Here is a 13,249-nt window from a genome sequence, read left to right on the forward strand (position 1 = left end):
AGGACTTAAGAAAGCAACCAATGCTAGAGCCCGTTGTTGGCTTGATTTCATTTCTATTCATGTGTGTAAATGTGTGTTTTTGGTCTGTTTTAGCGCACTTCGTCGCGCCCTTGTTGTTGGGGAATGAAAAGCATAAGGTGTTAGCGGAAGATTATTTTGATCGTTTGTTTAACGGTTGGGTGAGTGGTAATGAATGGTGGTTGAAAAATATTCTGGGAGTGCAGTGGGACCTAGATGACAACATGGTTAGCGACTTTAACAGTTGGAGTTTGATGATTTCCAATCATAGGTCTTGGGTGGATGTGTACATCATTCTGGCGCAAATCCAAGGCAAACGCCCGTTACCAAGAGTCTTCATGAAGCAAGCATTGTTTTGGATGCCATTCGTTGGTACCGCCACTTATATAATGGGGTTTCCTTACATGAAACGTTACAGTAAGGAAACCTTGGCGAAAAAGCCGCATTTGGCTGGAAAAGATTTGGAAACCACGCGACGCTCTTGTGAACGTCTTTTAAATCGCCCTAATTCGATTCTAACCTTTGTGGAAGGGACGCGTTTTACGCAACAAAAGCATCAAACTCAGGGTTCTGATTATACTCATTTACTTAAGCCAAAAGCGGGTGGTGTAGGCTTTATTTTGCAAACCATGCCAAACAGAATTACCCGTATTACTGATATCAATGTTTTGTATGATCAGGCTAACATTTCTGGTTGGGATGTACTGTGTGGACGCTTGAGTAAAGCAAAAGTAATGACCCGTGAAGTCGCTTTACCTGAGCGCTTTTTAACACCAGAGTTTCGTCCAGCCGATAATGACAGGGAGGTGTTTTTTGAGTGGTTTAACCTATACTGGCACGATAAAGATGTCAGAATGGGTTATCAGCTAGAGGCACTGGTAACGAAAGACGTCAATACGGATAAATCAATTTCTGAAGGAAATACTTAACTCGAATGACAGAAGTGATGAAAAAAGCAAACAAGCAATATGTCCCAGATTTGGTTAGCTTACAGCTGCTCGGCGAGTTGAATTATCGCCGTATTGGTCGGATTATGCGTGGCCAAGAGGACGCTGCTGAGTGGCATTTTTCAATTCATTCGAATGGTGATCAAGAAAGTCGTTTGCGTCTTACTTTAGGCCAAGAAAGTAAATTTACAACAGAAATGGCGTTAGAGTTTGGTCCACAAACCGAAAAGAAGCTATTGTTTGAAACCTCATTGTCTCTCACCATTCGTTTGTACCATGATGTGGGCATAGCCGAAATTACTGACGGACATCGACAGTACAGTGGGGTTTACCCTTATCCAAATGATGCTATGTTGCATCGGGATGAAAAATTCCGTCTTAATCAACAGTTGGCAGATTTGTTAGAGCTTTGTTTGAAACATGGCCATAGGCTAAATAATCCTTTACCTTTTCAATTCGCCTAACCCTTATTTACTTAGGAGAAGCTAAGTGGCCGTTCTAATCTACATACATGGTTTTAACAGCTCAGAGCATTCCCATAAAGCCAATGTCTTAAAGCAAGCCGCGCATTCCCTTCATGTGGCGCCAACTTTTATTTCACCTCGCTTGTCCTGGCAACCTAAAGTGGCCATACAGCAACTTGAAGCATTGATAGAGGCTAATTTATCTCAAGGTGTCACCTTAATTGGCAGTTCATTAGGCGGTTTCTATGCCACGTATTTGACGGAAAAGTATGGTATTAAGAGCATTTTAGTGAACCCTGCCATGCAAGCGCCGATTCTACTAAAAGACTATTTAGGCCCCCAGCGGAATCCATATACCAATGACGAGTATGAACTGACTAATGATCACATGGCTGAGTTAGAGGCGCTCGTGGTGACTACGCCAACATCAAATCGTTATTGGTTAATGGTACAGGAAGGGGATGAAGTATTGGATTATCGAGCTGCATTACAGGCCTTTCCTAATGTGGCTAAATTGACGCACGAAAAAGGTGGCGATCATAGCTTCACTGATTTTCAGCGCTTTAGCCTCGATATTTTTAGATTTGCCGAAATAATAACCAACTAACATCATGCTTTTATTGGACTATTTTAAACTTTGTAGAAGCAGTGATAGACTCACAGAAGATTGTTATTAAGTTTGAATGCCGATACAGATAACCTGTGTTTGGTGTCGTTTGATTGGAAGAAAAAACTCGCATGTCAGCAAAAGAATATAACGCCGGATCGATAGAGGTTCTCAGCGGATTAGAACCAGTACAAAAACGTCCTGGAATGTACACGGACACGACTCGTCCAAACCACCTTGGACAAGAAGTCATCGATAACTCAGTGGATGAAGCGTTAGCAAAACATGCCGATCGAATTGAGGTCATTCTCTATAAAGATGGCTCATTGAGTGTAGAAGACAATGGCCGTGGTATGCCTGTGGACATTCACCCAGAAGAAGGTGTCTCAGGGGTCGAATTGATTCTGACCAAGTTGCATGCTGGTGGTAAATTCTCTGGTGACAGTTACCAATTTTCAGGTGGTCTTCACGGCGTAGGGGTATCTGTTGTAAATGCCTTATCGACTTCGTTAGAAGTGTGGGTTAAGCGTAATGGCATTCAATATCATATTGGTTTTGAGAATGGTTTTAAAACCTCTGAATTAAAAGAAATTGGCACCGTTGGCAAGAAAAATACCGGTACTAAGGTTAAATTCAGTGCCGATCCAAAATACTTTGATAGCCCGAAATTTTCCCTGTCACGACTAAAGCATTTGTTAAAAGCCAAAGCGGTTCTGTGTTCAGGCTTGCATGTGGTCTTCATTGATCAAAGTGGTAGCGAAGAAGAGCGAGAAGAGTGGTTCTTCCAAGAAGGCTTGAACGATTACTTGGCTTCAGCGAATGAAGGTTTTGTGTTGTTACCAGAGCGACCATTTGTTGGCGGCCTGACAGAAAAAACACAGGGTGTCGATTGGGCCGTACAATGGCTGCCTGAAGGCGGGGAGTTGGTGACCGAAAGTTATGTTAACTTAATTCCAACCGCACAAGGTGGCACCCATGTAAATGGTTTACGCACGGGGTTATTAGATGCGATCCGTGAGTTTTGTGATTTTCACAGCTTGCTGCCCCGTGGCATTAAATTAACCGCGGAAGATGTATGGGACCGTTGCAGCTACGTTTTGTCTGCTAAGTTGCAAGAGCCACAGTTCTCCGGCCAAACCAAAGAACGTTTGTCGTCTCGTCAAATTGTGCCTTTCATTTCTGCTACGGTAAAAGACGCTTTTAGTTTGTGGTTAAACAAGCATGTAGAAGATGGCAAAAAAATCGCTGAATTAGTGATTAATAGTGCTCAAAAACGACTGAAAGCCAGTAAAAAAGTGGTGCGTAAAAAAGTCACTCAAGGCCCAGCCTTACCTGGCAAACTAGCGGACTGTGCGGGCCAAGACTCTTCTCGAAGTGAACTTTTCTTAGTGGAAGGGGACTCGGCGGGGGGGTCTGCGAAGCAAGCCCGAGAAAAAGATTTTCAAGCAATTTTGCCGTTGCGCGGTAAGATCTTGAACTCTTGGGAAGTGGATTCTGGTCAAGTATTAGCCTCACAAGAAATCCATGACATTTCCGTGGCATTAGGCGTTGATCCTAGTGATGAGGACCTAAGTGGTTTGCGTTACGGCAAGGTCTGTATTTTAGCGGATGCGGATTCGGATGGTTTACACATCGCCACTTTGATTTGTGCCTTGTTTGTGCGTCACTTCCCAGCGCTTGTGAACCATGGTCATGTGTTCGTGGCCATGCCTCCCTTGTACCGTATTGATGTTGGTAAAGAAGTTCATTATGCACTGGATGACGAAGAGAAAGACATTATCTTGCATAAGATTGCTGCGGAGAACAAACGCAGTACACCAAATGTACAGCGATTCAAAGGTCTGGGTGAAATGAACCCAGCGCAATTGCGTGAAACCACTATGGCGCCAGATACGCGTCGCTTAATCCAATTAACCATGGAAGATAAGCTGGATACTGACGAATTACTCGATAAGTTGTTATCTAAGAAGCGAGCAGGAGACCGTAAAAACTGGTTGGAAACTTACGGTAACCTAGCCATTGTCGATTAGTAAAAAACCTTTCGTCTTGAGTAAGGCGAGCTAAACTTAGAGTATAGTCCAATGAATTGGAATAAGTGAATGTCTGAAGAAAGAGATGATGAAATCATCAGTGAAGAAGTGTTGTATGAAAAAATTGATCACTACTTACTGAAATTTGGCACAGACAGATCGCTGCTTTGTGTGTCTGAGCTGGATGGGTTTCTCACCGCATTAGGTTGTTCAGCTAAAGAGCTAGAGCCTGACTTATGGTTGAATGCCATTTGGGGGGCGGATGAAGACCAGCCTGTTTGGGAGTCCGCTGAGGAGGAAGATGAATTCCTCAGCTTAGTATTGATCATGTATATGGAAGCGATGAACAGTCTGCTATTCGGTGAGTTTAGTCCAGTTTATCTGGAACAAGAATACGAAGGCGAATCTAAAATACTCGTGGAAGAGTGGTGTGCAGGCTTTGTGCGCGGTGCCAAGTTACTCGGCGTTGGCATTGGTGGTGATCGCGACTTCTTTGATGAGGCACTCGCACCTGTTAGGTTGTTTGGCACGGATGCAGGCATAGCCAAACTGAATAAAATGATGGAACAAGAAGTGAGCTTCTGGCGAGAAATGATCGAGCCTTCCGTGCAGCGTTTGATTCAACATTATCACCCTGAAATGCAGCTTGGCGAAAATGCTTCAGACACTCGTATTTTGCATTAATTGATACTGTTCGATAGATCAAAAAAAAGCGGTGAAAATTACTTTTCACCGCTTTTTTTATTGTTTCGGCCTAACTTTGCTTGAGATTAGCCAACGACCTCAGCAATGCTTGCGCATAGGTAATCGATGTTGTCATCGCTAACACCCGCTACGCTCATACGGCCTGTATCGGCAATGTAAATCGAAAACTCGCTGCGTAGGCGGCGAACTTGCTCTAGGGTTAGACCTGAGTAAGAGAACATACCGCGTTGGTCTTTAATAAAGCTAAAGTCTTTGCTAACACCCGATTGGGCCAGTTTAGTGACTAACTTTTCACGCAGGCCGTTGATACGATTACGCATCTCTGCCACTTCTTGTTCCCATTCTGCTTTCAATTCAGGACGACTCATGATGGTGTAAACCACAGCGGCACCATGTGCTGGCGGCATAGAGTAGTTGGCACGAATGGCTTGACCTATGATGGAGAACGCTGCATCAGCTTCTGAAGACGTTGTGGCGATGACGCTTAGGCCACCACAACGCTCGCGATAGATGCCGAAGTTTTTCGAGAAAGAGTTCGCAATCAGCATATTATCAACATTGGCTGCCATATGACGTAGGCCAGCCAAGTCTTCATCCAAACCGTCGCCGAAGCCTTGGTAAGCGGCATCGACCAATGGCAGTAAATCACGACGCTTTACGAAATCGGTAATGACCTTCCATTGCTCTAACTGCAGATCAATCCCTGTTGGGTTATGGCAGCAAGCGTGTAATAACAATACATCACCTTCTTTGGCCTCGGCTTCCAACTTGGTCATCATATCGTCAAAACGCAGACCATTTGTTGCTGGGTCGTAATAAGGGTATGGCGTTACTTCTACACCAGCTGAGTTAAAGATGGACTCGTGATTTCCCCAAGTTGGATCGCTGACCCAAAGGCGCGCGCCAGAAAGATTGGCACTGATGAAATCGGCCGCCACTTTAAGCGCACCAGTACCACCCGGTGTTTGGGTAGAGCGAATACGACCAGAGGTGATCAGTGGGTTATTGTCGCCCAAGATGAGGTCTTGAATAATGGCTTCAAATTCAGCAGCACCATAAATGCCTAAATAGCTTTTAGACTCTTCTTGCTCAAGCAAAATGGCTTCCGCTTTTTTCACACTATTTAAAATAGGCGTTTTACCGTTATCGTCTTTGTAAACACCGACACCAAGGTCTATTTTCTTTGGATTGGTGTCTTTTTGGTGGGCGATGATAAGGGCTAAAAGTGGATCGCCTGGTACGACTTGAAGATGCTTAAACATGATTTGGTTGGGGTCCTTGTGTGTATTTTTCGTTGCAATAAACAATACGTCATTCTGCCGTATTTATGGCAAAATACAATGCAATCGAAAGGGAAATTCCGTACTCACTGTCAAGAAATCAAGACACTTAAATCGGTCGCGCAAACGCTTCAACTTATGAACAATCTTCAAACTCGTTTTCAAGCCATTGATCAGTGGTTGTATCAACATAAAGCTTTGTGGCAATTCGATAGCTTTGCCAGCTTAAGCTTACCTTGGCAAGAAGCTTACCCAGCTTTAGCGGTGTGGCTCAATGCTCAACAGGAAGTGGACCTTGAGGATGCGAAGCAAGTGGCTGAGATAATCCATGCGCAGCCCAGTCTTGGAGAACTTTCTGATTGCGCTCAAGGCGTTTTAGCCACTGAGCAAACTCGGCAAAACGCCACGTCACCGCCAGCTTATTTGTCGACTGGTATAAAAGGGCGTAAGTGGTCACAGATTGAAGCGTTTGCAGCATGTACTCCAATGGTTGATCGCTATTTGGAGTGGTGTGCGGGTAAGGGACATCTTGGTAAATATTTGGCTTTCCATGGGGACAAGCAAGTCACCAGTATTGAGTGGCAACAGAGTTTGTGTGAAGCAGGGCAGCAAAAAGCACAACAACTTTCCCTTCAGCAACAGTTTCACTGTACAGATGTGTTGGCAGATGCCCCAGAGGCGCTTCTGAAGACAGCGCAATGTGCAGTGGCATTACATGCCTGTGGAGACTTACACCGAGTGTTGTTGGAGCAGGCTAGTCGGTTAAAGACGCCTTATATCTGTATTGCGCCTTGTTGTTATCACCTTACTCAAACCGAAGCCTATCAACCTTTATCTACGTTGGCAGCACAGGCCAAATTGACCTTGCGCAAAGCCGATTTAAAGTTAGCGGTGAAGCAAGTTGCCACCGCTGGTGCCAGAGAGCAGAGATTACAAAAGCAGGAACTGACATACCGTTTGGGTTTTGATCTTTGGCAACGTCATGCCCGAAAAACAGATCAATATCTTGCCGTACCTTCCATTCAAAAAGTCTTATTAAGTCAGGGCTTTGTTGGGTTTTGTCATTGGGCCGCAGAACAAAAGCAACTGACTTACTTGATCGCTCAACAGCCATTTGAAAATTTTCAAGACGCGGCTGAACAGCGATATCAAGACCTGCAAAAGCAACAAGCCATCAGTCAATGGTTTCGACCTGCCTTAGAGTACTGGCTCATTTTAGATCGTGCCATTTATCTACAAGAGCAGGGTTACCAAGTGGACATAGGAGCTTTCTGCGACGCCTCGTTAACCCCAAGAAATTGGATGGTTAGAGCGGAGTTGAAGGCCACTACTTAGTGTATATTGCTGTTGCAAGTTTTCCTCTTATTTGTTCCGCCTTGTGATGTTATTGGCATGCTATGCTATTGAGATGATTGTGGAAAATTGGGGTTGTCGATGTCGCAAGTGAGCGCGAAGCAGGGTAGTTCGTCTAAGTCGAAAAAGCATGAGTCAGACAGCGTAAAAAAGCTGGTTTGGTCACAATTATTGATCAATCTTGGCGATGCTTTAATTAATCCTAAGGTGACTTTACCGTGGATTTTACAAGGTGTTGGCGTACCCGTGTATTTGCTAGGTTGGTTGGTGCCGATTCGTGAATCAGGTTCTTTGTTGCCGCAACTGCTTATGGCCAGCTACATTCGTCGAGTGGCATTGCGAAAATGGCTTTGGGTGATTGGCAGTGTGTTGCAAGCCGCATGCGTGGTGTTGATTGGTGTGGTTGCTTTGTTACTAGAAGGAGCCGCAGCAGGTTGGTGTGTGATTGCGCTAATGGTGGTGTTCAGTTTAGCGCGGGGGTTGAACTCCATTACCTCTAAGGATGTTTTAGGTAAAACCATTTCAAAAGGTCGGCGTGGTCGAGTATCAGGTTGGGCTTCTAGTGCCGCAGGTTTGATCACTTTGGGTGTGGCTTTGACAATGGTATTCAGTGGCTTTTTTGAGCTGGAAGCGAACACGGTTTTTTATGCCAGTAGTCTGATTATTGGCGCTCTAGTCTGGTGTTTTGCTGCCATGGTGTATGCTTTGATTGATGAGCCAAGGAGTGACGTTGATCACGCACCAGTCGGCTTTTGGCAACTGTTCTCAGGCCTTTCTCTACTGAAAACGAATGCGTCGTTTCGAACGTTTGTGATCGCTCGATCGCTATTACTCTGTACGGCTTTAACTGCACCCTATTATGTATTGATTGCTCAGCAACATCTAGGTAACGGTTTATGGGTGTTAGGAGCTTTTATGGCAGCGAGTGGTTTAGCGTCTTTAGTTTCTTCACCCTTCTGGGGGCGTTTTTCAGACTATTCTAGCCGTCAGGTTATGATGTTTTCTACCTTGCTTGGTGTGTTTGCAGGGGTTCTGTTATTCGTCGTCATGTGGTTATTTCCGGGTTTTGCGGAAATGGTTTGGTTTATGCCTGCCTTGTATTTTATTTTGTGTGTGGCTCATCAGGGCGTGCGTATTGGCCGTAAAACGTATTTGGTAGATTTGGTGGAAGGAAACGATAGAACGGAGTACGTAGCGGTGAGTAACACTGTGATTGGCATTATGTTATTGGTGATGAGTGTTTTTGGTCTTTTAACCAATGTGATTTCATTGCCGGCTTTAGTATTGGTGTTTTCTCTGTTGGCATTGATTGGTGTTCTCGTTGTGGTTCGATTACCGGAGGCTTAGTGTAAGAGTGATATGACTCTTACACATTGAGTTTCTTTTCTGCTGCCTACCATTAGTTTGGTAATGGTATGGATGGGGCGTTTTTGATGCGGTTCAGTACCAGTGTTGAGGTTAGGTTTCGGACACTGGGTAAGGCCGAAATGGATTCATTTAAAAAGTCGGAAAGCGAAGGTAAATCCTCACTAATCACTCTAAGCCAATAATCTGCATCGCCACTGACAGAATAGCATTCTAACACTTTCGGCATGGCGGCAATGGCTTCTTTAAAATGATGGTCAGCTTCTTTATTGCCTTTGTCTAGGGTGATGTTCACAAAGGCAGTGACATGATAACCCAGTTCTGTGGCATTGAGTTGTGTAAAGTAGGCCTCGATCAAGTTGCTTTGTTCTAGTCTTTGCAGACGTCTTGAGCATTGGGAAGGAGAAAGGTTGACCTGTTCAGACAGTGCCACGTTGGTGAGTCGGGCATTTTCTTGTAAGGCACGCAGCAGCCGCCAATCATAGCAATCAAGTTCAATATGGTTCATTCAAGGTTCCTTATCAGCATCGTAGCGTGCCGTTTTTTTATTAGTGCTGCCTTTTTTGTGCTGAATGGGCTTCAGTCGGAAGGCTTATTTCATACTTTTAGAATAAGGAGTTTTGAAAACATAACAAGATATAATCTTCATTATTTGCAAATTTTTAGACATTTTTTTGCAAGATTGGACGCTTTGATGACATTAAGAGTAAATAACATGCCGCAGAGAGTACGGCATGTTATGGGAGAGAGATTAATCGGTTGGTAAGTTCTTACTCAGCCAGTCCAGTGCTTCAGGGTAAGGCGCTGGTAACGACAAGCTTTGCAGCGCATTTTGAAGAACGCCAAGCTGGTTTGAGCAAAAGTTAAGATGACCGACTTTTCGGCCGGGGCGCACTTCTTTTTGATACCAGTAGAGTTCTAACCCCTGAATATTTAACCATTCATAGTCTACTGGTACACCAATCAGGTTGACCATCATGCTTTGGCCTTTGATTTCTGCAGGAGCCAAAGGCAAACCTGTGACCGCTCGAACATGATTTTCAAACTGGCTGACACTGGCGCCAGCTTGTGTCCAGTGTCCACTGTTGTGAACACGAGGGGCCAATTCATTGATAAGCAGCTCGTCACCCACACGGAAGCATTCCATTGCCATGACGCCCACATAGTCTAGTGCATCCATAAGTTTGCCTAGCATGGCTTCGGCTTTATTTTGCAATGGAGCGAGACGCTTTAGGGGAGAAACGGACGCGTACAGAATGCCATTAATATGCAGGTTTAGGGTAAGTGGGTAAAAGTGTGTTTCACCATTGGCACCACGAACACCAACCAGTGACACTTCTTCATCAAAATTAATGGCTTGCTCGGCAATAGCTTGGCCTTTCCAGTCGTCAGGGATTTCTGTGCCTTCAGCTTGCTTCAACCAATATTGTCCTTTGCCATCATAGCCACCACGACGGCGTTTCATGAGAACGCGTTCACCGAGCGTTTGGTAGGCATAGTCTGCATGGCTGTCGGCTTCTACCGGAAACCAAGGGGCTGTTGCCAGCTCAAGCTTATCGATCCATTGCTTTTGTGTCAGACGATCAGCCAACTGTGGAAATGTCGATAGGTTGACGAAATTAGCATGAGAGGCAAGTTGCTTAGTGGCATCCGTTTGTGGCCAGTCTTCACGCTCCGCTGTGACAATGTCGTCAGCTTGCAAAGGTAGGGTGTCATGACTTTCAATGTCCACAGGACGAATGTCTAAGCCTAATGGTGTGCCAGCGTGTTTTAGCATGGCGCCAAGTTGACCTGCACCAAGTACCCACAATACAGACATGGCTTACACCTCTCTTGGATCTGGGTTAGCTAAAACCGTATCGGTTTGTTGTTGACGGAAGGTCTTAATGCGCTCAGCCAATTCAGGGTTTGAAGTGGCGAGAATTTGACATGCCAAGAGCCCGGCATTAAATGCGCCAGCGGTCCCAATTGCTAGTGTGCCGACTGCAACACCTTTGGGCATCTGGGCAATGGAAAGTAGGCTGTCCATTCCGTTTAACGCTTTGCTTTGAACTGGAACACCTAAGACAGGTAAATGTGTGTGTGCTGCGACCATGCCTGGCAAATGCGCGGCACCGCCAGCACCACCAATGATGACTTTGAAGCCTTTATCGGCGGCACTTTCAGAAAATTCTGCAAGCTTGACTGGAGTTCGGTGAGCGGAAACGACTTCCACATGGTAAGACACGCCCAAGGCATCCATAATTTCGGTAGCGCCTTCCATTGTGGCCCAATCACTTTTCGATCCCATGATTAATGCGACTTCAGCTTGCAAAATATCTCTCCTGTTTTTGAACCAACGTGGTGTTGAGGGGTAACGGAATACGTTGGTAATGAGGTTTAACGCAGTTTTGACGTTTTTTTGTAGCCTACACAGAAAAACGCTGCGAATTTAGGGCGCTAATATAGCTGATTTTGGGCAAAACAGCGAGTCTTACTAGGCTTTTGTTGCGAAAGTGCTATGACGAGATTAGAAATAAAAAGAGCGACTTAAAGTCGCTCTTTTAGGTATCGTTCATAATCTGGTATTTGCCGTTCAAATTCATTGCTGAATAGTGGCGAAGACACCAAAAAATTGGCCGATGATACGCTGCAGGCGATAGGAATATTCCATACCGCAGCAACGCGCAACAAGGCTTTGATATCTGGGTCATGAGGCATAGGCTCGAAAGGGTCCCAGAAAAAGATTAAGACATCAATCTTGCCTTCAGCGATCATACCACCCAGTTGTTGGTCGCCGCCTAGTGGGCCGCTAATCAAGGCATCAATCTTAACGCCCAGCTCTTTGTGCAATAGGTTACCTGTGGTGCCTGTTGCATAGAGCTGGTGGCCAATTAGTTTGTCTTTGTGGGTGCGAGCCCATTTTATGAGCTCGCTTTTCATATTGTCATGAGCCACTAAAGCAATGCGCTTTTGAGCGGCCATGGTGACCATCTTTGTGTGCAATGGACAATCCTCAAATAGTTAGCGTTATGCGATGTCGCCCACTTTGACGATCTTCATTGCATTTGTCGTACCATAGCTAACCAAATGGTCGCCTTTAGTCACGATCACAAGGTCACCGTCTGCAATATAGCCTAGAGACTTAACGTGATCGACTAGACCAGAAATGATGTTGTCCACATTGTATTCTTGTGATGAGAAAGCCACTGGTGTGACACCACGATAAAGAGCAGCTTTGTTCAATGTTGCCTGGTTTGGAGACAAAGCAAAAATTGGTAAGCCAGAGCTAATACGTGACATCAAAAGAGGCGTTGTGCCAGATTCTGTCAGACTGATAATGGCTTTCACACCTTCAAGGTGGTTTGCCGCGTACATGGCTGACATAGCGATGGTTTCATCAATGTTTGTGAAGGTGACATCAATACGGTGTTTAGAACGGTTGATGGCAGGTTGCTTTTCAGCGCCCAAACAAACGCGGTTCATTGTCTGAATAACTTCTTCAGGGTAATCCCCTGCAGCGGTTTCCGCTGACAGCATGACAGCGTCAGTGCCATCTAGTACAGCGTTGGCCACATCGAAGACTTCAGCACGAGTTGGCATGGCGCTAGTGATCATGGTTTCCATCATTTGCGTTGCTGTGATCACTGGGCGGTTCAGTTGTCGACAGCGTTTGATCATGTGTTTTTGTACACCAATCAATTCCGCGTCACCAATTTCTACGCCTAGATCACCACGAGCGACCATCACAGCGTCAGAAGCGAGGATGATACTGTCTAGTGTCTCATTATCCGCAACGGCTTCGGCGCGTTCTACTTTTGATACAATACCCGCTTTCAAACCGGCCGCTAGAGCCAATTCACGTGCTTCGTGTAGGTCATCGGCACTGCGTGGGAAAGACACGGCTAAGTAGTCGGCTTTTAGTGCCGCAGCGGTTTTAATGTCTTCTTTATCTTTGTCTGTTAGTGCTGCAGCGGATAAGCCGCCGCCTTGGCGATTGATGCCTTTGTTATTTGACAGTGGGCCACCAACAATAACTTTGGTAATGACTTCTGTGCCTTTTACTTCAAGCACTTCTAATACAACTCGGCCGTCATCTAGTAAAAGGATGTTGCCTGGGTTTGAATCTTCCGCTAGCTGAGGGTAGTCGATACCAACGCGGGTTTCATCACCGGCATTTTTATCAAAGCCCACATCCAAAATGAAGGTTGCGCCATCTTTTAATTCTACTTTGGTATTTTTGAATCGTGCGATACGAATCTTAGGGCCTTGTAGGTCGCCTAAGATCGCCACATGGCGGTTGTTTTTCTTCGCCATAGCGCGAACGACGTCAGCGCGATTGATGTGATCTTCTGGTTGACCATGTGAGAAGTTTAAACGGAAGACGTTTGCGCCTGCCAAGATTAACTTTTCGATCATTTCAGGAGAGCTTGAAGCTGGGCCTAAAGTGGCAACGATTTTAGTTCTACGAGTCATTTTATTTACCAAAGATTAGAAAGCT

The 13,249-nt window shown here is 45.3% G+C and carries 13 protein-coding genes; 7 read left to right on the forward strand and 6 right to left on the reverse strand.

The window, feature by feature from the left end:
• The first annotated feature begins 20 nt into the window (after positions 1 to 20).
• The 5 genes from DFP76_RS04805 (at position 21) to DFP76_RS04825 (ending at position 4,750) form a co-directional block, all read left to right on the forward strand.
• Positions 21 to 947 carry an acetyltransferase gene (locus tag DFP76_RS04805; protein WP_245931870.1) on the forward strand — a complete coding sequence of 309 codons (927 nt, stop codon included), beginning with the start codon at positions 21 to 23 and terminating at the stop codon, positions 945 to 947.
• 5 nt (positions 948 to 952) lie between these two features.
• Positions 953 to 1,429, forward strand: a complete 477-nt coding sequence (locus DFP76_RS04810) for a DUF1249 domain-containing protein (protein WP_113873526.1) — start codon at positions 953 to 955, stop codon at positions 1,427 to 1,429.
• 25 nt (positions 1,430 to 1,454) lie between these two features.
• A complete protein-coding gene (locus DFP76_RS04815) occupies positions 1,455 to 2,036 on the forward strand; it encodes a YqiA/YcfP family alpha/beta fold hydrolase (RefSeq protein ID WP_113873527.1) in 582 nt (193 codons plus the stop codon).
• Between the two features lie 131 nt (positions 2,037 to 2,167).
• A complete protein-coding gene (gene parE / locus DFP76_RS04820; RefSeq protein WP_113873722.1) occupies positions 2,168 to 4,066 on the forward strand; it encodes a DNA topoisomerase IV subunit B in 1,899 nt (632 codons plus the stop codon).
• Between the two features lie 69 nt (positions 4,067 to 4,135).
• The gene (locus DFP76_RS04825; RefSeq protein ID WP_113873528.1) at positions 4,136 to 4,750 is read left to right on the forward strand and encodes a UPF0149 family protein; all 615 of its coding nucleotides are present in this window, start codon (positions 4,136 to 4,138) and stop codon (positions 4,748 to 4,750) included.
• An 86-nt stretch (positions 4,751 to 4,836) separates the two neighbouring features.
• On the opposite strand, the gene DFP76_RS04830 is transcribed toward DFP76_RS04825, so the two are convergent.
• Positions 4,837 to 6,033, reverse strand: a complete 1,197-nt coding sequence (locus tag DFP76_RS04830; protein ID WP_113873529.1) for an amino acid aminotransferase — start codon at positions 6,031 to 6,033, stop codon at positions 4,837 to 4,839.
• A 78-nt stretch (positions 6,034 to 6,111) separates the two neighbouring features.
• On the opposite strand from DFP76_RS04830, the gene DFP76_RS04835 reads away from it, so the two are divergent.
• Both DFP76_RS04835 and DFP76_RS04840 read left to right on the forward strand, forming a co-directional pair.
• Positions 6,112 to 7,386, forward strand: coding sequence for a methyltransferase (locus DFP76_RS04835; protein ID WP_245931871.1), 1,275 nt, complete (start codon positions 6,112 to 6,114; stop codon positions 7,384 to 7,386).
• A 99-nt stretch (positions 7,387 to 7,485) separates the two neighbouring features.
• Positions 7,486 to 8,751 (forward strand): MFS transporter, encoded by a 1,266-nt coding sequence (locus DFP76_RS04840; protein ID WP_113873530.1) that lies wholly within the window; start codon positions 7,486 to 7,488, stop codon positions 8,749 to 8,751.
• A 52-nt stretch (positions 8,752 to 8,803) separates the two neighbouring features.
• Here DFP76_RS04840 and DFP76_RS04845 read toward each other — a convergent pair whose 3' ends face one another.
• The 5 genes from DFP76_RS04845 to pyk all read right to left on the reverse strand — a co-directional run bounded on the left by DFP76_RS04845 (position 8,804) and on the right by pyk (position 13,224).
• Positions 8,804 to 9,277, reverse strand: a complete 474-nt coding sequence (locus tag DFP76_RS04845) for an Lrp/AsnC family transcriptional regulator (RefSeq protein ID WP_063333208.1) — start codon at positions 9,275 to 9,277, stop codon at positions 8,804 to 8,806.
• A gap of 243 nt (positions 9,278 to 9,520) precedes the next feature.
• On the reverse strand, positions 9,521 to 10,588 hold the full coding sequence (purK, locus tag DFP76_RS04850) for a 5-(carboxyamino)imidazole ribonucleotide synthase (protein ID WP_113873531.1): 1,068 nt from the start codon (positions 10,586 to 10,588) through the stop codon (positions 9,521 to 9,523).
• A gap of 3 nt (positions 10,589 to 10,591) precedes the next feature.
• Positions 10,592 to 11,083, reverse strand: coding sequence for a 5-(carboxyamino)imidazole ribonucleotide mutase (gene purE, locus DFP76_RS04855; protein WP_113873532.1), 492 nt, complete (start codon positions 11,081 to 11,083; stop codon positions 10,592 to 10,594).
• Positions 11,084 to 11,298: 215 nt separating this feature from the next.
• Positions 11,299 to 11,742 (reverse strand): methylglyoxal synthase, encoded by a 444-nt coding sequence (locus tag DFP76_RS04860; RefSeq protein WP_113873533.1) that lies wholly within the window; start codon positions 11,740 to 11,742, stop codon positions 11,299 to 11,301.
• A gap of 36 nt (positions 11,743 to 11,778) precedes the next feature.
• On the reverse strand, positions 11,779 to 13,224 hold the full coding sequence (pyk, locus tag DFP76_RS04865) for a pyruvate kinase (RefSeq protein ID WP_113873534.1): 1,446 nt from the start codon (positions 13,222 to 13,224) through the stop codon (positions 11,779 to 11,781).
• Between the last annotated feature and the right edge of the window lie 25 nt (positions 13,225 to 13,249).

This window comes from Marinomonas aquiplantarum, assembly GCF_003314975.1.
GTDB lineage: Bacteria > Pseudomonadota > Gammaproteobacteria > Pseudomonadales > Marinomonadaceae > Marinomonas > Marinomonas aquiplantarum.